The organism is Agrobacterium tumefaciens (assembly GCA_025559845.1).
Classification (GTDB): Bacteria; Pseudomonadota; Alphaproteobacteria; order Rhizobiales; family Rhizobiaceae; genus Agrobacterium.
Genome location: CP048470.1, coordinates 371,242 through 390,243, shown reverse-complemented (window position 1 = coordinate 390,243; position 19,002 = coordinate 371,242). Strand labels below are relative to the sequence as shown.

General features: G+C 57.1%; 18 protein-coding genes. 1 reads left to right on the top strand and 17 read right to left on the bottom strand.

The annotated features are described in order from the left end of the window. Window positions 1–14: 14 nt before the first annotated feature. The 12 genes from FY156_18290 to FY156_18235 form a co-directional block, all read right to left on the bottom strand. Window positions 15–1,142: a Gfo/Idh/MocA family oxidoreductase gene (locus tag FY156_18290; GenBank protein UXS03507.1), complete on the bottom strand. Its 1,128-nt coding sequence runs from the start codon at window positions 1,140–1,142 to the stop codon at window positions 15–17. A gap of 41 nt (window positions 1,143–1,183) precedes the next feature. Next, window positions 1,184–1,996: a 5-deoxy-glucuronate isomerase gene (iolB, locus tag FY156_18285; protein ID UXS03506.1), complete on the bottom strand. Its 813-nt coding sequence runs from the start codon at window positions 1,994–1,996 to the stop codon at window positions 1,184–1,186. A gap of 114 nt (window positions 1,997–2,110) precedes the next feature. Further along, complete coding sequence (gene iolE, locus FY156_18280; GenBank protein ID UXS03505.1) at window positions 2,111–3,019, bottom strand: myo-inosose-2 dehydratase; 909 nt, start codon at window positions 3,017–3,019, stop codon at window positions 2,111–2,113. A gap of 1 nt (window position 3,020) precedes the next feature. Next, window positions 3,021–4,841 (bottom strand): 3D-(3,5/4)-trihydroxycyclohexane-1,2-dione acylhydrolase (decyclizing), encoded by a 1,821-nt coding sequence (gene iolD, locus FY156_18275; GenBank protein ID UXS03504.1) that lies wholly within the window; start codon window positions 4,839–4,841, stop codon window positions 3,021–3,023. Next, entirely contained in the window at window positions 4,838–6,754 is a 1,917-nt protein-coding gene (iolC, locus tag FY156_18270; protein ID UXS03503.1) for a 5-dehydro-2-deoxygluconokinase, read from the bottom strand. Before iolC ends, iolD begins: the two co-directional genes overlap by 4 nt. Window positions 6,755–6,923: 169 nt before the next feature. Continuing rightward, window positions 6,924–7,739 (bottom strand): MurR/RpiR family transcriptional regulator, encoded by an 816-nt coding sequence (locus tag FY156_18265; protein ID UXS03502.1) that lies wholly within the window; start codon window positions 7,737–7,739, stop codon window positions 6,924–6,926. Between the two features lie 121 nt (window positions 7,740–7,860). Then, window positions 7,861–8,577: an ABC transporter ATP-binding protein gene (locus FY156_18260; protein UXS03501.1), complete on the bottom strand. Its 717-nt coding sequence runs from the start codon at window positions 8,575–8,577 to the stop codon at window positions 7,861–7,863. Then, window positions 8,558–9,322: an ABC transporter ATP-binding protein gene (locus tag FY156_18255; GenBank protein UXS03500.1), complete on the bottom strand. Its 765-nt coding sequence runs from the start codon at window positions 9,320–9,322 to the stop codon at window positions 8,558–8,560. The genes FY156_18260 and FY156_18255 overlap by 20 nt, the downstream gene beginning before the upstream one ends. Then, the gene (locus FY156_18250; GenBank protein ID UXS03499.1) at window positions 9,319–10,326 is read right to left on the bottom strand and encodes a branched-chain amino acid ABC transporter permease; all 1,008 of its coding nucleotides are present in this window, start codon (window positions 10,324–10,326) and stop codon (window positions 9,319–9,321) included. Before FY156_18250 ends, FY156_18255 begins: the two co-directional genes overlap by 4 nt. Window position 10,327: 1 nt before the next feature. Beyond that, window positions 10,328–11,191 carry a branched-chain amino acid ABC transporter permease gene (locus FY156_18245; protein ID UXS03498.1) on the bottom strand — a complete coding sequence of 288 codons (864 nt, stop codon included), beginning with the start codon at window positions 11,189–11,191 and terminating at the stop codon, window positions 10,328–10,330. An 83-nt stretch (window positions 11,192–11,274) separates the two neighbouring features. After that, window positions 11,275–12,447, bottom strand: a complete 1,173-nt coding sequence (locus FY156_18240; protein ID UXS03497.1) for an ABC transporter substrate-binding protein — start codon at window positions 12,445–12,447, stop codon at window positions 11,275–11,277. Window positions 12,448–12,606: 159 nt separating this feature from the next. Then, window positions 12,607–14,508 carry a TIM barrel protein gene (locus FY156_18235; GenBank protein ID UXS05142.1) on the bottom strand — a complete coding sequence of 634 codons (1,902 nt, stop codon included), beginning with the start codon at window positions 14,506–14,508 and terminating at the stop codon, window positions 12,607–12,609. Between the two features lie 118 nt (window positions 14,509–14,626). Between FY156_18235 and FY156_18230 the strand changes: the two genes are divergently transcribed. After that, on the top strand, window positions 14,627–15,313 hold the full coding sequence (locus FY156_18230; protein ID UXS03496.1) for a TetR/AcrR family transcriptional regulator: 687 nt from the start codon (window positions 14,627–14,629) through the stop codon (window positions 15,311–15,313). Here the strand turns inward: FY156_18230 and aroQ are convergent. The 5 genes from aroQ to FY156_18205 form a co-directional block, all read right to left on the bottom strand. Then, complete coding sequence (gene aroQ / locus FY156_18225) at window positions 15,285–15,728, bottom strand: type II 3-dehydroquinate dehydratase (GenBank protein ID UXS03495.1); 444 nt, start codon at window positions 15,726–15,728, stop codon at window positions 15,285–15,287. The two genes, FY156_18230 and aroQ, sit on opposite strands and share 29 nt — an antisense overlap. Beyond that, the gene (locus FY156_18220; protein UXS03494.1) at window positions 15,725–16,594 is read right to left on the bottom strand and encodes a shikimate dehydrogenase; all 870 of its coding nucleotides are present in this window, start codon (window positions 16,592–16,594) and stop codon (window positions 15,725–15,727) included. The genes aroQ and FY156_18220 overlap by 4 nt, the downstream gene beginning before the upstream one ends. A 68-nt stretch (window positions 16,595–16,662) precedes the next feature. Beyond that, a complete protein-coding gene (locus FY156_18215) occupies window positions 16,663–17,424 on the bottom strand; it encodes an amino acid ABC transporter ATP-binding protein (protein ID UXS03493.1) in 762 nt (253 codons plus the stop codon). A gap of 13 nt (window positions 17,425–17,437) precedes the next feature. Beyond that, window positions 17,438–18,277, bottom strand: a complete 840-nt coding sequence (locus FY156_18210; GenBank protein UXS03492.1) for a transporter substrate-binding domain-containing protein — start codon at window positions 18,275–18,277, stop codon at window positions 17,438–17,440. Between the two features lie 70 nt (window positions 18,278–18,347). Next, window positions 18,348–18,998: an amino acid ABC transporter permease gene (locus tag FY156_18205; GenBank protein UXS03491.1), complete on the bottom strand. Its 651-nt coding sequence runs from the start codon at window positions 18,996–18,998 to the stop codon at window positions 18,348–18,350. Window positions 18,999–19,002 lie beyond the last annotated feature (4 nt).

Genomic DNA, 19,002 nt, shown 5'->3' with positions numbered 1-19,002 from the left:
TCGCCTCGCCGATATTATTCGTGGACCTCGTTCGCTGTCACCCAACGCCGCTCTGCGAACGAACGCGCCATCGCGTGAATGCTCCGTTCGATGCGAAGGCCGTTCTCGAAATCAATGATGTGTGCGTTCTGTCCCCCGATTGCCGTCAGCAGTTCACGGCATTCGATAACCTTGAGGTCGTTGAAGCCGAGGCCATGGCCGGGCGCCGGGATAAACCGGTCATAGGGCTTGTGATGCGGTGCCGTCAGGACGGTTCTGAAACCTTGCTCTTCCGAACGGCCGTCGGTGGTATAAAGTTGGAACTCGTTCATCCGCTCTTGATCGTAAAGCATAGAGCCGGTTGACCCAAAAATCTGGATGGCAATGCGCCCCTTGCGTCCCCAAGCGGAGCGGTTGGCCATCAGGACGGCGGAAATATCGCCCTCCAGTTTCAGCAGCACACTGGCAAGATCGTGGGTTTCGACGGCCCGCGTGCCACCGCTTGCGAGTGGCCGCGTCGCGTAGGGTTTCACCATGTCTGTGATCGCACTTTCGACATGGCCGAAGAGGGCGTAGAGCAGTGAAAGCGGATGAACGGCAAAATCGTCCAATGCGCCGTAACCGGATGACGCCTCGCTCTTCCAATAGAACGGTGCGGTGGCATCGGCCATGAAGTCTTCATCCATCTCCGCACGTACGTGGTAGACCGTGCCGATTGCCCCTTCATCGATCAGGCGGCGCATGTGCCGGATCACCGGGTTCTGGATGTAGTTGTAGCCCATGGCTGCAGTCTTGCCCGAGCTTCGTGCTGCTTCGCACATCTTGACCGCGTCTTGAAACGCCGGTGCCATTGGCTTTTCGCACCAGACGTGTTTGCCAGCCTCAAGGGCGGCAATTGCCATTTCCGGGTGAAACGCATTCGGCGTGGTCACAGAGATCACATCGATATCGGGATCAGACAAAAGATCGCGCCAGTTTGCCGTCGATCGGGAAAAACCGAATTCCTGTGCTTTTTGACGAGCCAGTTCCGGATTTATCTCGGCGAGGGTAACGAGCCTCGGTCGTTCGACATCTCCAAAAACGCTGGCGACATTGTTCCAGGCAAGTGCGTGGCATTTGCCCATATAGCCGGTGCCGATGAGGCCCACACCCAAAGCGGCCATCGTTTCCTCCTCCAGAAATCGTGAATGCTTGTCCGACGCGATCAGGGGTTGTCGCGCTTGAAAATCCAGTCGTGATCAGGATGGTTCTTGAAGCGCCATTTGCGCATCGGGCCCGCCATGACATTCAGGTAATACATCTCGTAACCATAAGGCGCGCCGCAGGGGTGATGACCCTTGGGAACGAGTACGACATCGCCATCCGCGACGGCCATGGTTTCGTCCAGCGATCCATCTTCAGTGAAGACGCGTTGGAAACCGAAACCCTGTGACGGGTTCAGCCGGTGATAGTAGGTTTCTTCCAGATAGGTCATCTCAGGGTAGTTATCCTCGTCGTGACGATGAGGGGGGTAAGACGACCAGTTTCCAGACGGCGTGAAGACTTCGGTTACAAGCAGGCTATCAGCGACATCTCGCTCTTCCATGGCGATCGGGAAAATATAACGTGTGTTGGCGCCCTTGCCACGTTCGGTCAACACCACCCCTGCCGGACCGATCTGCTTTGCTTCACGGGTACCAGCATCAGCCGGAGCAGTGCATACGCCGACCGTGCAATTCGTGGTCGTTTCAATTGACCATTCGGAGCCGGCAGGGACATAGACGCAATGCGGCGGCTTGCGTTCGAAGACATTCATACGGTCACCGAGTTCACCGAAGTCCTTGCCACCCGCAGAGATTTTTGCCTTTCCTTCGACAAGAACAAGAATGACTTCCGTATCTCCCGTCTTTTCCGCCGCCGTTTCGCCCGGACCCAAATGATAGAGGCCGAAGCCGACATAACCCCATTCCGCGCTTTGGGGCGTGATGTCATGCACCTTGCCGGTCTTTGCCACCGGCTTGCGCAGAAGTGAAGTCATGGTGTTTCTCCCTGTATTTTGAGCATACGTCGGAAGGCATGTAACGGCCTTCATCTATCGGGGGATGTGGAGAGCGGAAAGAGCTCGGACAATCCTTCCGCTGTCCTTGCTGCTTCAGGCGGCTGCCGCTTTGTCCAGCCCTGCTTCCTTAGCAAATGACTTCAGGGATTTCAGGCCTAGGCTCTGATATTCGAAGGGATTGCGGACATCCGGATCCTGTTCTGCTTCGATCACCAGCCAGCCGCTGTAACCATGCTCGGCCGCGATTTTAAGCACTGGCGGGAAATCGACGCCGCCTTCGCTGTCACCTGGAACGGTAAACACGCCACGCCGGACACCTTCAAGGAACGAGAGGCGTTCGTTGCGAACCTGTTCAGCGATAGCGGGCCGCACGTTCTTGGCATGGATGTGGCCGACGCGGTTCATGTATTTCTTCGCCACACGAACCGGATCACCGCCACCAAACAGGCAATGGCCGGTGTCGAGCAGCAGACGCGTCTTGGGGCCCGTGTGTTTCATCAAGAGATCGATCTCTTCCTCGCTCTCGACGACGGTTCCCATGTGGTGGTGATAGACGAGTGTAACGCCCTGCTCAGATGCATGGGCAGCAAGCGCCTCTACGCCCGCGCCGAAGGCAGCCCAGTCGCTTTCCTTCAGCCGCGGCCGGTCAACGAGCGGCTGGTCATCGTTACCGTGGATGGCGTTGGAGGTCTCGCAAACAATGATGACTTTCGACCCCATGGCTTTGAGCAAGTCGAGCGCAGGCTGCATAGCCTTCTTCTCGGTCTCGATATCATCTGTCAGAAGATTGAGTGAATGCCAGCCGGAGACATAAGACAGGCCCCTGGGAGAAAGCACAGCTTTCAGCCCGTCCGGATCCTGGGGGAATTTGTGACCTTTCTCGATACCGTCGAAGCCGATCTTCGCTGTCTCGTTCAGGCATTGATCAAGGCTGATGTGCGCGCCGAGCGTGCGGTCGTCATCATTGGACCAGGCGATCGGGTTCGTTCCGTAACGGATCATCTTACTGTCTTTCCTTCAATGCGGATTCATAACGAGTGCGTGCGTCATTGACTTCCTGGCGCTTGGAGACTTCCGGAACGGCCACATCCCACCAATAGCCGCCAGCTTCAGGAGTTGGGTAAGGATCGGTGTCGATGACGATGACCGTCGTGCGCGCCGAAGCGCGGGCAGTGTCTAATGCCGTCTCCAGCTCAGCGATGGACGAAACCTTCTTGGCATCCGCGCCCATGGCGCCGGCATGCGCGGCGAAATCGATGGTAATCGGGTTGACGTTGGTATGAGCGTAAAGGTTGTTGAACTCTGCACCACCGGTGCCCATCTGCAGCCGGTTGATGCAGCCGTAGCCCCGGTTGTCGGTGATAACGAGCGTGATCTTCATGCCCATCGCGACAGCGGTCGCAAGCTCAGAGTTCATCATCATGTAGGAGCCGTCACCAACCATGACGATGACGTCCCGATCCGGCTCCGCCATCTTGATGCCGAGGCCACCGGCGACCTCATATCCCATGCACGAAAAGCCGTACTCCATGTGATAGGACAGTGGCAGCTTTGATTTCCAGAGCTGGTGGAGTTCGCCCGGCATGGTTCCGGCTGCGCACATGACGACTGTGTTGTCACGAGAGGCTCGCTGCACCGCGCCGATCACCTGCATGTCGGTTGGCAGGCTGTTTGCATCACCTGGAGGGTTAGTCAGGCTGTCGGCCTTCTGGTACCACGAGGCCTTGAGTTTGGCGTCGGGAGAGGCAAAACTATAATCTCCAAGGGCTTCTGACAGCTTTTCAAGCCCAATCTTTGCATCAGCCGTCAGGCCGATTGCACCGTGTTTGGCGCTATCATAGGGCTGGACGTTGAGCGCCAGGATCTTTCGGTTCGGGTTTTTGAAGAGTGCCCAAGACCCCGTCGTAAAATCCTGGAAGCGGGTGCCCACGCCAAACACCAGATCGGCCTTTTCGCTGACGATGTTGGCACATTCCGCACCTGTCACACCGACAGGGCCGAAGTTCAGGTCATGATCCCAAGCGAGCGCGGACTTGCCCGCCTGTGTTTCCACGACCGGGATGGAATGTTTTTCCGCAAACGCTTTCAGGGTGTCTGTCGCGCCGGAAAAATGAACGCCGCCTCCGGCAACGATGATCGGGTTCTTGGCAGCCTTCAAAGCGGCGAGCGCATTGTCGAATTCTGTCGCATCGGGCTCGGGTCGGCGTTGGCGCCAGACACGTTTTTCAAAGAAGCTTTCAGGATAATCGTAGGCTTCGGCCTGGACATCCTGGCAGAATGCAAGTGTGACCGGACCGCAATCTGCCGGGTCCGTCATCGTCCGCATGGCGCGGGGAAGGGCGGTCAGCAATTGTTCGGGTCGCATGATGCGGTCAAAGTATCGGCTCACCGGGCGGAAGCAGTCATTGACCGTCATCGTGCCATCGCCAAAATCTTCGATCTGCTGCAGCACCGGATCGGGTCCGCGATTGGCAAAGACATCACCGGGGATCAACAGAACCGGCAGACGGTTCACATGGGCCAGTGCGGCTGCCGTGACCATGTTGGTTGCGCCGGGGCCAATCGACGATGTTACCGCCATGGCGCGCCGGCGGCGCAGTTGCTTGGAATAAGCAATTGCCGCATGGGCCATCGACTGTTCGTTCTGGCCGCGATAGGTCGGCAATTCATCTTTAATGCCATATAGCGCTTCGCCGATACCAGCGACATTGCCGTGGCCGAATATGGCCCATACACCGGCAATGTAGGTTTCTCCGTGTTCATTCATCTGCGCGGCAAGGTAACGAACCATCGCCTGCGCAGCCGTCAGTCTTACTGTTTTCACGCTGCCTCTCCCTTTTTGGCGCGCGCCTCATCCCAAATGTGACACAGGTTGCTGTAGCGCTGTGCCATGTCCTTGATTGCCTCGGCGTCTGTCATTTTGCCGCCGAGCCAAGCACGGGCAGCCTCCGCAAAGATTGTACGTCCCACCGCAAATCCCTTGACCAGATCAAAGCCGGCCGCGAGGCGGAAACTTTCCTCCAGTTCGCTCTGTGGAGCATCCAGACCGAGAACAACAATACCTCGGACATAAGGGTCGTTACGCTGGACCGCATCGCAGGCATTCTTCCAGGCAGCCTCGGTTTTCATCGGCTCCAGTTTCCACCAGTCCGGGTAGATCCCGATTTCGTAGAAGCGATCGATGATGCGGGCCGCCGTCGTGTCATCTGTCGGATTGACCTTCGATGGAATGATCTCCAGCAGCATCTCCAGCCGGTTGCGACGGGCGGCTTGGAACAGGCGAGTGACGGTTTGCTCCTGCTCAGTGCGCATTTCGTCCGTGTCGTCGGGATGATAGAAGCACAGCACCTTCACGACATTTTCAACTGGCCATTCCGCTAGGCCGCCGTAGTCCGCCCCCAGAGCAGGTTCTAGTGTCAAAGGTCGCGATCCTGGCCATTCAACAGGTCTGCCAATCCATAGGCCAGATCCACTTGCCTCATAGAGCGCGTCCCGTCCAAGCCGGCCGTCACAGAGGATGCCGTATCCTTCTTCGTTTCCTGCAACCTGGCGGGTTGCTGCCAGGCAGAGTTTCTTGAAGTCACCGATGCGGCCATGGTCCACACCGAGTTCGTCTGCCATCCCCTCCAACTGCATGCGATGATCGAAAGCAAAGACGCGCATCGTGTTCCAGTCGCCCTTGCGGTTGGTCGACCAGTGTACCTGCTCCAAGCCTTCATCCTTGCGAAGCGCCTTGTTTCGAATGCCAGTGCGGAAGAAATATTGCAGCTCTTCCCAACTCGGATAGGCTGGGGTACAGCCGTGGCGTGAGACCGCAAATGCGCCGCAGGCATTGGCAAATTTCAACGTTGTCGGCCAATCCTCGCCTCTGAGCCATCCCCGGAAAAGCCCGGCCATGAAGCCATCGCCTGCACCAAGGACGTTGAACACTTCAATCGGAAAACCTTCACCCGATTCACCGTGATCGAGATTGTCTGGTATTGCACCGGTAAAGACCACAGCTCCCATCGGTCCGCGCTTGCAGACCAGGGTTGCCTTGGAGACTGCGCGAACAGCCCTCAGAGCCGCCAATGTGTCGGTCGAGCCGCCGGCGATATGGAATTCTTCTTCCGTTCCGACGATCAGGTCGAAGAGGTGCAGGGTCGATTGCAGTTTGGCGGTTACCTTCTCTGACTCGACAAAACGGCTTTCACCATCGCCGTGACCTGCAACACCCCAGAGATTGGGTCGGTAGTCGATGTCGAGTGCGGTCTTGGCGCCATTTTCGCGAGCAAGCCTGAGCGCCTTGAGGACGGCTGCTTCGGTTTTGGGATGCGACAAATGGGTGCCCGTCGCGCATACACAGGCCGCGTCTGCGATGAACGCCGGGTCGATGTCGTCTTCGCATAGCGCCATGTCAGCGCAGTTTTCGCGATAGAAAATCAAAGGGAACTGGTTCTGGTCGCGGATACCCAGGAGAACGAGTGCGGTCAGCCTTTCGGGGTCTGTTTTGACGCCACGAACATCGACACCTTCGCGGACGAGTTGCTCGCGGATAAATCGGCCCATGTGTTCATCGCCAACACGCGTGATGACGGCACTGTTGAGGCCAAGCCGTGCGGCGCCGGCTGCAATATTGGTCGGCGAACCACCGATATATTTGTTGAAGGAGGCCATGTCCTCCAGACGTCCGCCCACCTGTGCGCCGTAAAGGTCGACAGAAGAACGCCCAATCGTAATGAGATCGAGTTTTTTCAAAAGGCTCCTCCTTGGCGGCTGAGAACCAGGCCGCCGTTCTCAGATGAGCCTCCTCTGCTCACCTGTCTTTTCCGCCAGGATCTGGCGCTTTGACAAAACGGCAGGTTTAGAATGCCGTTTTATTAATTTGGAGCATAAATTCTATTTTCTGTGTTTTCAATAAAAATATTCAGTCAGTCTTGCGCGCTCCCACGGCAACCGCAAGCGTTATCGCAACGCAAAGCGTGGCAGAAAGTGAACGGAAAGCACCAAAGTCGATCTCTGTCACAGTCAGCAACATGGCTCCCCCCTTGCGAAGCGGGTTAACCGCCGAATCAGACAGTGCAACGACGGGAACGCCTTTTGCCCGCACAGCATCGGCGAGCTCCAACGTTTCCGACGAGTAGGGAGAAAATGTGATCGCGATCAGCGCGTCGTCAGGAGAAATTGCGCTGATGTTGCCGAGGCCGCCGACGGCACTGTGCAGAACCGCTGGAACCTTCATTTTTTCGAAGGCATAGGCAAGGTAGCTCGCAACAGGGAACGAGCGCCGCAGTCCAACAATATGAACGGTTCTCGCTTTTGCCAGAGCGGAAACAGCCTCATCGAGTTGGCGGGTGTCCACTGACTTCAGGAGCGATTCCAGCGATGCTCTGCCAGCCTCCACAAACTCTGCAAGCAGGCCGGATGCGCTCTCGTCGCCTTTTTCGCGCAGATGATCGAGACGCGTGGCGTAATCGGGCCAACCGCCCACATAAGATTCGCGAAAAAGACGCTGCATTTCCGAAAACCCGGAAAAGCCCATGATCTGACAGAAGCGCATGAAAGCTGAAGGCTGCACACCTGCACCCTCAGCCATTTCTGCAACCGTAGAGACGGCAATTCGGTCCTGGTTGGAAGCAACGTAATCGGCGCATTGCCGCAAACGCTTGGGCAGGCTGTCGGCAACCTCGTGCAACCTTTCTTCGAATGCCTTTACCGAACCCGGAGCCTCATTGACGGTCATTTTTCTTCCTATTCCTCGTGATGAATATTCACTTTAGCGGAATGGAATTTTTATTCTACGTCGTTTTTCACCGGGATGTCGCTCGCATCGTCGGCTTCAGCTTTCGGATGTTCTGGAGGTTCTAGTGGAGGCCTCCAACGCCGAGATACGTGTCGATGATATCTGGATTATCTGAAAGCTCGCTCGAAGAGCCCTGCCAGGCGATACGCCCACGCTCCATGATGATCGCGTGGTCAGCAAAATCGATCGCCATCTGGATACGCTGTTCGACCAGAAGGATGGTCATTTCCCCCGATTGTGCCAGTTTCGAAAACGCTGCCATAAGCTCTTCGCAGATGACCGGTGCCAAACCTTCCAGCGGTTCGTCCAGAAGCAGAACCTTCGGCTTGCCGAGGATGGTGCGCGCCGTTGACAGCATCTGCTGTTCACCGCCCGACAACTGCGAGCCGAGATTGCGCCGACGTTCTTTCAATCGCGGAAAAAGGCTGTAGGCCTCTTCGATTGCGGATTTGGGTCTACCCTTGAGACCAACAAAGAGGTTTTCCTCGACCGTCAGGGTCGGGAAGACATCACGGGTTTGCGGGACATAACCCAGGCCCGCATGGGCGCGCGCGGCACTCGGCAGGCCGGTTATATCCTGTGAGCCAAGGCGGATGTCGCCGGAGAACCTTTTCGTCTGGCCGGCGAGCGTCGCAAACAGGCTCGTCTTGCCGACGCCATTGCGTCCAAGCACGGCAAGGCGAGAACCTGACGGGACGGACAGAGACAGGCCCTCGATCACACGGGTCGGACCGTAGCCTGCGGACAGGTTGGAGATTTCAAGCGGCGCTGCGGGCATCGGCATAACTTCCCAGATAGGCTTGGCGAACTTCGGCGTTGGACGTGACTTCTTCAGGCGAGCCGTCAAAAATGACGGCACCAGCGGCCAGAACCACAACGCGCTTGGCAAAGCGGAACACGAGATCCATGTCGTGCTCGATCATCAATATTGCGAGGTCGGACGGCAGTCGGTCGAGCGCCTGCTCGATGCGGGACGTCTCTGTTGAAGGGACCCCCGCTGCCGGTTCGTCGAGAAGGAGAGTTTTGGGTTTGAGAGCCATGGCGAGTGCAATCTCGATCAGGCGTTGCTGGCCGTAGGCGATTTCGCGCACACGTGTTCCGGCCAGTGGAAGAAGACCGAGCGTCCCTAAAATATCGCGGACTTCCTGCATGACAGAAGGCATGGCACTGTAGCGCCCAAAAATCCGGCCCGTCTTTCCTTCACGCTGCAGGATTGCCAGTGCAACATGTTCTTCAGGCGTCATGTCCTGGAAAAGCCGAGTAACCTGGAATGAGCGCACAAGGCCGCGCTTTACCCGCTGGGCAGCGCTGAGGCCCGTCACATCTTCACCTGCAATGCGCACGGTTCCGGCTGATGGTTGGATATTTCCGGTCACCAGGTTGACGAACGTTGTCTTGCCTGCCCCGTTCGGGCCGATCAGGACCGTGCGGTCACCGGGGGACAGCGTGAGCGATACATCGTTGGTGACCAGAAGACCGCCAAAGTTTTTTTGCAGTCCGGAGACTTCGAAGATTGGCGTCATTTGCGGCCTCCTTTCAGACGTCCGAGTATTTGTTCACCAGCTCCGTACAATCCGCGTGGAGCGAAGAGGACGACAGCAATCAGCAAAAGTCCGACAATGGTCAGCCAGTGGAACGGGTTTGCGGCTGAGACAACATCCTCAAACCACATGAAGGTAACGGTTCCGATCAGCGCCCCGTAGAGCGATCCTGCACCTCCAAGAACGAGCATTACCAAGGCCTCTGCCGAGAGTGTGAAGCTCAGGCTGTCCAGTCCCACCACCTGAGTGGAGATTGCGTTGAGCGCACCGCCAATGCCGGCAACAATACCCGAGATGACAAACATCTTGAGGACAGTTGCGTTGACCGAGCCACCCATTGCCTTGATACGAATACTATCCTGCTTGATGCCACGGCAAAGCATGCCGAAGGGCGAATTCACAACCACCGTCAGGGCAAGGAAAACCACCAACAAGAGACAGACGCCATAGACATAGGCGGTGCGTCCATAGAGGTCGAATTCGAAGGTGCCGAAAATTGCGTCTGGCGAGACACCGGAGAGCCCGTCGCTGCCGCCCGTCCACCCGGATGCCTTGTTCGCAGCTTCGTGGAACAGGTGGATGACGGCGATCGATAGCACAAGTTGCGGCAGGCCGTGGGCCCTCAGTAGGATTGTGCCCGAGAGGAGGCCAGCGACGCCACCTGCGGTAGCTCCGATGAGCGTCATGGCAAACGGGTCCGTGATTTCAAAATGGGCCGCGGCAATGCCTGCCGCGTATGCGCCAGCGCCGAACAGTGCCGCATGCCCAAGCGTCGCGACCCCGCAATAACCCGTGACAAGGTCGATGGACAGGACGAGGAGCGCAATTGCGATGATCCGAGTCAGAAGTGCCAGGTTGTCCGGAAACAAAAAGTACCCGGCGATCGCGGCTGCGATGATGAGAACCGGACCGCCGAGTGCACGCAGGGTGGATCGGTTGGCCGCGGTCTTTTCAGGTGCTGTTACTTCATTCATGAGAACCGCCATTTCACTTGAGCCTTCCCATCAGGCCGCGCGGGAAAATCGTGATGATTACGATGACCGCGAGGTAGAAAAAGAATTCTCCATATTCGGGGGCCAGGTAGCGGCCGGTGGTGTCGATAGCGCCGAGCAACAGACAAGCGACCAGCGCGCCGGGGATAGAACCTGCACCACCCACTGAGACGACCACAAGGAACGTCACCATGTAACGCAGCGCGTAGTATGGCTCGACAGGAAGCAATTCTGCTCCAATAACTCCGCCCATGGCCGCCAGGCCAACGGCGATCGCAAAGCTGATGGCGTAGATCACTTCGGTCCTGACCCCGAGAGCCGCAGCCATGGCGGCGTTGTCGACGGCAGCACGCAACTTGATACCAAAGGCGGTGCGCTCAAATGTGAACCAAAGCGCGCCTGCAACCACGAGGCCGCAGATGATTGCAAAAATACGATGTGTGGCAATCGTCCGGAAACCGAGATCGGCTGCACCCGAAAGCTGTTGTGGGAGCGGGATGGTTTTCAGGGTGGGGCCGAAGACATAGTTGGCGATCCCGATAATGCAGAAGGTGATGCCGATCGTCATCAGGACCTGCGTCAATTCCGGCGACCCGTAAATGCGCCTGTAGAGAAAGCGCTCGAGAGGTATCGCAATGATGATGGTTCCAACAATCGCAATCAGAATGGCAGCCGCATATCCGAGACCGAGGCCATGTGCTGCGTATGATGCTAGATAGCCGCCGATCATGGCAAAGGCGCCGTGCGCCAGGTTGACGACCCGCATCAATCCCATCGTTACCGAAAGCCCGATGGAAATGATGAAAAGGACCATGCCATAGGCGAGCGCATCGACGAGGATGCTGAAAACCGTCTGCATGTGGAAAAGCTCCTCCGGCCTATTTCGGCCTTATCTATGCGAACCGCCCCGAAGGGCGGCTCAAGTCTTGCTGCGGCTTGTTGTTACTTCGCTGCTGCCAAGCCGGGATCACCCTGCTTTTCAAAGGTCTGGACTTCCTTGTTGTAGTAAGTGCCATCGTCAGCCTTGGCGACTTCGCGCAGGTAGATGTTCTGCGTGATGTGACGGCTTTCGCCATCAATCGTCACGGGGCCGCGCGGGCTTGTCCAAGACAGGCCTTTGACGGCGTCGACAGCTTTTTCAGCGTCCTGCTTGCCGCCGGTCGCCTCGATCATCTTGCTGATGACATACATGCCATCAAAAGCGCCGACCGCCGGGAAGGAAAGTTCCTTTGGATTGCCGATGGCCTTGGACGAGGCCTCAACAAATGCCTTGTTTTCCGCCGAGTCGTGCGAGACGGCGTAGTGGAACGTGGTCTGCATGCCGAGTGCCGCTTCACCGAGTGCCGGCAGGTCGGATTCCTGTGTCAGATCGCCCGGGGCAAACAGCTTGATGCCACTGGATTTCAGGCCGTTGTCATTGAATGCCTTGACGAAGCCGAGTGTTGTCGGACCCGATGGAAGGAAGGCGAAAACGCCTTGCGCACCCGAATCTTTGACACGCTGCATGATCGGGCTGAAGTCGTTGGTGGAAAGCGGCATACGGATGCTTTCAACGACTTCACCTCCTGCCGCCGTGAATGCGGCCTTGAAGGCATTTTCCGCATCAACGCCCGGGCCGTAATCGCTCACGAGCGAAATGACTTTCTTGACGCCACCATCAAAGGCGACCTTGGCGATCGGGGTCGAGGTTTGCCAGGTGGTAAAGGATGTGCGCACCACATAAGGGCTTTTGGTCACGATAGCTGACGTTGCAGCGTTCATGACCACCATCGGCACGTTGCCCTGCTTCAACAGCGGCGTGACCGCCATGGCATCCGGGGTGAAGTAGAAGCCAGCGAGATACTGCACGCCTTCCTTGACCACCAGTTCCTGAGCCAGCGCCTTCGACTGGGCCGGATCGGCCTGCGGCACGTCGCGATAGATAACCTCGATCGTATCGTTGCCGACCTTGTTAGAGTTCAGGGCAAACCAGGCATCGATCCCTGCCTTGAAGTTTTTTCCCTGAAGAGCAAAGGGACCGGAGAACGGGCCGACGACACCTACCTTGATGGTTTCAGCATGGGCCACAGAGCCGAGACAAATGGCTGCAAAAGCAGCGGTGAGCAATAACTTCATGATTTCCTCCCACGTGACCAGCGGTTCCTCCGCACTGATCGATTGCACGAAATTGCTGTCTGCAGCGTGGAAAGTAAAATGAAAAAGAAATGATCAATGATAACCGTGGAGTTATCATTTCTCAACTTTTGTGGCTTTTGTCGTGGGTTCCGGTTTCGATTATTGTTTCGGCATTCCCTCCGGGCGATCAAGTCTTCGCTGTGCGGCAATTCGGAATGGAGCGTTCATGGCGCCGTAGCCAGCATAATTGCCGCGACGCTCGACGATTTCAAAAAAGAAACCCTCGCCAAACGTACGGCTGTAAATCTGGAAATATTCTCCACTGTCATCACGATCGTAGAGGATGCTGGCCGCGCGCAACGCGTCTGAGAATGCTGGTTCAAGACCAAACCTCGCTTCCAGATCATCGTAGTAATTTCGCGAGATCGGTAGAGCCTGAAAACCGAGGGCGTGCAGTCTATCCGCGGTCGCAAATATGTCGCTTGTTGCAAATGCAATATGCTGGATGCTCGTACCGAAACCTTCAGCCAGGAATTTTCCTGCGAAGGTCTTGCGGCTGTCTGCGCCATTCATGGTCAGGCGAAAACGTGGATCCGGTGCGCTCTCTATCGCCTGGCTGCGGACAAGGCCGCCGGGGTCGACCACGTCGACCATCGGAGTCCGTCGGGTAGAGAAAATCGAGGTGTAGAAAAGAAGCCATGTGAGCATTTCATCGTAATGCGTTGTTTGCGCGAGATGATCTATACGGGAAAGTCCAGCACCGGATTGAACGACGCCGGTCTTGAAGGGAGTGAATTCCCGCTCCCAAATCGACGATAATTTTGGCGAAGCGTCGAGGAAATAGATGACACCGTTTCCGACCCCCTGGATGGCCGGAATAGGAACTTCACCTGGCTGACGGGGTTCTGCAAAGGTCGGTGCGCCGAGACCGGCTGCGCGTTTCAATGCCGCCTCGGCGTCGTCCACCTTGAGGCCGAACGCGTAGGCATTGGTGCCATGTACAGAGTAGGATGCACCGGCAAAGCTGTCGCCTGCATTGTCAGTGTTGATGACGATCCGGATGTCGCCTTGTGTGTAAAGATCAACATCGCGGTTACGATGTCTAGCCGATCGGCTGAAACCAAGCGCAGCAAGCAGCGTTTCGAGATTTTCCTTTTCCTGGGTTCCTGTGGTGAATTCGACAAATTCCACGCCCCGCGTGATGATCCGCTCCGGCATATCTGGTGCCTTGATGCGGATGTCGGGTTCCAGCCGTTGCACCTGGTCCATGAGGTAGACGAGCGAGCGATGACCATCTTCGGCAAGCAGGCGGGCCGATCCACCGCGAAACTGGTCATTGAAGATTTCAAGCGACAGCGGGCCTGCATAACCTGTAGCGGCGACAGCGCGCATGAAATCGACCACGGGGAGATCGCCTTCGCCCGGCATGTTGCGGAAGTGACGGCTCCAGTAAAGGAGATCCATGTCAATCAACGGCGCATCGGCGAGTTGCACGATAAAGATCTTGTCGCCGGGAATGGAGCGGATCGAATTCGGATCAATCTTGCGGGACAGGGTGTGGAAACTGTCGAGAATAATGCCGACATTGGCGTGATCGGCGCGACGAACTACCTCCCAGGCGTCGCGATGATCGTTGATGTGGCGACCCCAGGCCAGCGCCTCGTAGCCAACCCGGACACCGTGTCTGGCAGCACGTTCGCCCAGTTCGTGAAAGTCGGCAGCAGCCCGGTCAATTCCGCCAAGCGAAATTGGCGATACGTTCGAGCAGATCAACATAAGGTCGGTGCCGAGTTCGCCCATGATGTCGAATTTCCGCTCCGCTCGCTCAAGCGCGCGGGTGCGATGCGGCTCCGGCATCCCCTCGAAGTCGCGAAATGGCTGGAAAAGCGTGATGTCCAATCCGAAATCACTCGCCATCCGCTTCACATCGCGTGGCGATGCGTCATAGGTCAGGAAATCATTTTCGAAAATCTCGACGCCTGAGAACCCTGCCTTGGCGATTGCGGCAAGCTTTTCTGGGAACTCCCCGCTGATGGAAACGGTCGCGATCGATGTGCGCAATGGCATGTTTTGTTTGCCCGTGTCATAGCTGATCATGTTGCGTTCCCTTTCAACACTATGTACTAATTGGTTAATAATGGGGCGCTTCGATGGCGGCCGCTTCGCAGATGGATGAGTTATGATAGCAAGGGCAACCTCGAAGGAAACCCGCCCGGCAAAACGGGATCCGGAAGGTGTCCGTCGCGATATTCTGGCCGTTGCGATGGAAGAGTTTTCGCAAAACGGCCTGTCGGGCGCGCGGATCGATGAAATAGCGGCTCGGACCCGCACGTCGAAACGCATGATCTACTATTACTTTGCCGACAAGGAGGGCCTCTACCAGCGCGTTCTTGAAGAGGCCTATGCAAAGGTTCGTGGCGGCGAGAGCGACCTGGAGCTGGATCATCTTGAGCCGGCCGCAGCGCTCGACAAGCTCTGTCGTTTCACCTTCGATCATCACCGCCGCAATCCGGCTTTTATTCGGATGGTCATGATCGAAAACATTCATCACGGCCGGCACATGCAAATGTCGGGAAAAATCCGGCAGCTCAATCGACCCGCGATCGAAGCTCTTGAGAGTGTTCTGACAAGGGGGCAACAGAGTGGTGTCTTCCGCGAAGGCATTGATGCACTCGAACTTCACTGGCAGATCAGTGCACTTTCGTTTTTCAATGTCTCCAACGTCGCGACCTTTTCTTACATTTTTGGCAACGAGCTTTTCACGCCGGGCGGCCAGGATACGCTGTCGCGCCACGTGGCCGAGATGGTTCTTCGTTATGTGTTGAGCGCCGACCATATCACGCTTGTCGGGAAGAGCGGCCGATGAGGTGGCGTAGAGCCACTTCATAGCCTTCAATGCCAAGGCCGGCGACGACCCCCTCGGCTCTGGTCGACACATAGGAGTGGTGGCGGAAAACCTCGCGTTTGTGAATATTGGAAATGTGAACCTCGATGACCGGTGCCTCGAAGGCATTCAACGCATCGAGGATTGCGACCGATGTGTGTGTAAACGCGCCGGGGTTAATGACAATCCCAGCCGATTTCCCGCGTGCCTCATGAATCCAGTCGATTAACTCATATTCCCGGTTGCTCTGCGCAAAAAAGAGATCGTGCCCCGCGGCATCCGCGATCGTTCGGCACGCTTTTTCGATGTCGGCGAGCGTTTCATAACCGTAGATTTCCGGCTGGCGTTGTCCAAGAAGATTGAGGTTCGGGCCGCTTAGAACGGTGAAAAGGCTCATGCGACCCCCTCTGCCATGCAAAGTTCGGTGAAATGGGCGCCCATACGGGAGGCATCAGGTTCACGACCACAAAACAGCCGGAAGGCGCCAACCGCCTGAAATACCGCCATGCCGCCGCCCGGCAGTGTCCGACACCCTTTTTTTTCTGCTGTTGCCAGGAGTTCAGTGACAAGCGGCATGTAGACGATGTCAGCAACCCAGTGACGGGGCTCAATCAGGCTTGCAGAAATTGGCATGCCAGGATGAGCGGGCATGCCCATCGGCGTTGCGTGGATCAGACCATCGGCAGAAGACAATGACACGCCCGCATCTTGTGTGGCAAAAGCGCGGCCTTCACCAAAACGAGCGTTGAGTTCGCCAGCAAGGCGCTCGGCGCGGCTATTGTCGCAATCGAATATATCGAGGTGGGTAATGTCGAGCTTCAGCGCGGCATGGGCGACGGCAACACCTGCGCCGCCTGCTCCGATCAACAGGGCGCGGTCCCGCTTTGCATCGGGCAGGCCACGTATGAAGCTTTCATAAAAGCCATACCAGTCGGTGTTGTGGCCGGTTCTTTTGCCGTCGTGAAAAACAACCGTGTTTACAGCCCCCAGCATGCGGGCGTCGTCAGACAGGTCATCAAGATGCGGTATAACGGCCTGCTTGAAAGGGTGTGTGATATTGACGCCCGCAAATCCCCGATCCTGCGCGTCGCGGAGCAGGTCTGGCAATGCACTCTCAGAGAGACCAAGGGCATGAATGTCCATCAGTTCGTAGGCGTAGTCGAGCCCGTGGGCTGCACCTTCGCGTCTGTGGAGTGCGGGGGTTTTCGAAAGCTGAATGTCGGCGCCTATCAGGCCGACTTTGAAAGAAGTTGGGTCTGTCATGATCCGGTGTCGCTCGTCGGCGTGGGAGAGAAGGCGGGATTGATCCGCCTCCCGTTCGGTTCGCGAACTCAATGGTGGGCGAGAATTTCACCCAGGAATGTGCGGGTGCGCTGATGCTTGGGATCGCGGAAAAATTCGTCCGGAGGGCCCTCTTCGATGATTTCACCGGACGCCATGAAAACGACGCGGTCGGCAACCTGCCGGGCAAAGCCCATTTCGTGGGTGACGCAGATCATCGTCATACCGTCCCGGGCAAGCCCGATCATGGTGTCGAGCACTTCCTTGACCATCTCAGGGTCAAGCGCAGATGTTGGTTCGTCAAAGAGCATCGCTTTCGGCTCCATGCAGAGCGCGCGGGCAATTGCTGCGCGCTGCTGTTGGCCGCCCGATAGCTGGGCGGGGAACTTGTGTGCCTGATCGAGAATTCGAACCCGTTCCAGGTATTTGCGGGCGGTCGCTTCTGCCTCGCTTTTCTGCAGGCCTTTCACACGCATCGGAGCGAGAGTGCAGTTCTCCATGATGGTTTTGTGCGGGAAAAGGTTGAAGTTCTGGAACACCATGCCGACCTCGCGCCTGACAGCGTCGATGGCGCGGCTCGAATCCGAGAGGGTGTTGCCTTCGACGGTAATCTTTCCCTCCTGGATTTCCTCCAGATGGTTGATGCAGCGGATCAGCGTCGACTTTCCCGACCCCGACGGGCCGCAAAGGACAATTTTTTCGCCTTTGCGGACCGTGAGGTTGACGTCCTTGAGAGCATGATAGGCTCCATACCACTTGCCAACCCCTTCAAGGGCTATAAGCGGAACCTGTGTTGCGGCGGATTGCGGCATGGGAGCCTCCTGATTACTTCACGGTGAAGGGGATGTCGGGCAGAGAATCCGGGAAACTCGGGACTTCGCGCTTCATCCATTTGTCGTAGATCTTGGCGAGCTGTCCGTCCGACTTGATCTTGTCGAGGAAGGTATTGATGGTCTCGTTCCAGTCCTTCTCGCCGGGACGTGTACCCGCACCGTTGTAGAGCGTGGTCAGATCGAACTTCGGCTCGTACTTGTCTTTGGCCGCCGCATTCAGGCGGTCTCCATAGAACTGATTGCCGCCGACAACTTCGACCTGGCCGGAAATAAGCGCCTGGATGTTGGCAGCGTCATCGTCGAAGCGCAGGATGTTGGCTTTGCTTCCTGCTCCGGCCGTAATGGACGTATCCATGGCGCTCGACTTCGGAACGCCAACTGCAACGCCGGTAAGATCGTCATAACCGGCGATTTTCTTGTCCTTTGGGCCATAAACCGAGAGAACGTTACCGGCGTAAGGCTTCGAATACTGGATCGTCTTGGCGCGTTCTGCCGTCATGCCCATCGTCGCAAAAAGCACATCGACTTTGCCAGTCAGAAGCGCCGGGATGCGGTTTGCCACCGCAAGCGGCACGAATTCTACCTTGACCCCGAGATATTCTGCGAAGGCCTTGCCAATATCAGCGTCAAGACCGTCCTGGACGCCGCTTGAGTTCACGAAACCCCAGGGCGAATTGTCTCCCTGGATGCCGATGACAACCTTGCCCTTGGCCTTTGCTTCTTCAACGGTACCCGCGAACGCATCGACCGGTGCCACGAATGGCAGGGCGACCGTTGCTGCGGCGAGCGCGAGCAGGGTGCGGCGTGAAAATGTCGTCCTGGTGTTTTTCATCTTTTGCTCCTCCTTACAAAGCTGATGAATGGTGCATTTCCGAAGGGAAATGCGTGGATAAAAGCGGTGGTTAGCGCGACGCAGTCTGCAGCCGTCTTTCAACGCCGGCGCCCCAAAGGGAAAGCGGCCAGCAGATCAGGAAATAGATCACGCCGACGAGCGCGAAGACGGTGAGCGGGCGGAATGTCTGGTTTGAGACTATCTGGCCTGCGCGTGACAGCTCAACGAAACCGACTATGGCTGCGAGCGAGGTGCCCTTGATGAGCTGCACCATGAAGCCGATCGTAGCAGGCAGAGCGATTTTGAAAGCCTGCGGCAAAACGACGTCCTTCATGATGGAGCCGTAGTGCAGCCCGAGTGCCTTAGCGGCCTCGGTCTGCCCCTTCGGCACGGCCTGAATGCCACCACGCCAGATTTCACCAAGAAACGCGCTGGCATGCAGGGTGAAGGCAATGGCAACTGCAATCCAGGCGTCGACATTGAGGCCAGCAAGCGCCACGCCGTAATAAACGACGAAGAGCTGCATCAGGAGGGGAGTACCCTGGAAGACGGCGATGTATCCGGTCGTGACGCGCTGGGAGAGGGGACTTTCAGCCGTGCGGGCAAGCGCTACGCAAAGCCCGAAGACGCCACCGCCGATAAAGCCGATGATTGTCAGAGCAAGTGTCCACTTCAGACCTTGCAGCAGGAAAAACAGTTCGTTGGGGCCGATGGATGCCATTGTC

Excerpts from the sequence above, each read along its gene's own strand:
- FY156_18290 (UXS03507.1), bottom strand. The coding sequence starts at position 1,142 with ATGGCCGCTTTGGGTGTGGGCCTCATCGGCACCGGCTATATGGGCAAA.
- iolB (UXS03506.1), bottom strand. The coding sequence starts at position 1,996 with ATGACTTCACTTCTGCGCAAGCCGGTGGCAAAGACCGGCAAGGTGCAT.
- iolE (UXS03505.1), bottom strand. The coding sequence starts at position 3,019 with ATGATCCGTTACGGAACGAACCCGATCGCCTGGTCCAATGATGACGAC.
- FY156_18265 (UXS03502.1), bottom strand. The coding sequence starts at position 7,739 with ATGACCGTCAATGAGGCTCCGGGTTCGGTAAAGGCATTCGAAGAAAGG.
- FY156_18260 (UXS03501.1), bottom strand. The coding sequence starts at position 8,577 with ATGCCCGCAGCGCCGCTTGAAATCTCCAACCTGTCCGCAGGCTACGGT.
- FY156_18255 (UXS03500.1), bottom strand. The coding sequence starts at position 9,322 with ATGACGCCAATCTTCGAAGTCTCCGGACTGCAAAAAAACTTTGGCGGT.
- FY156_18250 (UXS03499.1), bottom strand. The coding sequence starts at position 10,326 with ATGGCGGTTCTCATGAATGAAGTAACAGCACCTGAAAAGACCGCGGCC.
- FY156_18245 (UXS03498.1), bottom strand. The coding sequence starts at position 11,191 with ATGCAGACGGTTTTCAGCATCCTCGTCGATGCGCTCGCCTATGGCATG.
- FY156_18240 (UXS03497.1), bottom strand. The coding sequence starts at position 12,447 with ATGAAGTTATTGCTCACCGCTGCTTTTGCAGCCATTTGTCTCGGCTCT.
- FY156_18230 (UXS03496.1), top strand. The coding sequence starts at position 14,627 with ATGATAGCAAGGGCAACCTCGAAGGAAACCCGCCCGGCAAAACGGGAT.
- aroQ (UXS03495.1), bottom strand. The coding sequence starts at position 15,728 with ATGAGCCTTTTCACCGTTCTAAGCGGCCCGAACCTCAATCTTCTTGGA.
- FY156_18220 (UXS03494.1), bottom strand. The coding sequence starts at position 16,594 with ATGACAGACCCAACTTCTTTCAAAGTCGGCCTGATAGGCGCCGACATT.
- FY156_18215 (UXS03493.1), bottom strand. The coding sequence starts at position 17,424 with ATGCCGCAATCCGCCGCAACACAGGTTCCGCTTATAGCCCTTGAAGGG.
- FY156_18210 (UXS03492.1), bottom strand. The coding sequence starts at position 18,277 with ATGAAAAACACCAGGACGACATTTTCACGCCGCACCCTGCTCGCGCTC.
- FY156_18205 (UXS03491.1), bottom strand. The coding sequence starts at position 18,998 with ATGGCATCCATCGGCCCCAACGAACTGTTTTTCCTGCTGCAAGGTCTG.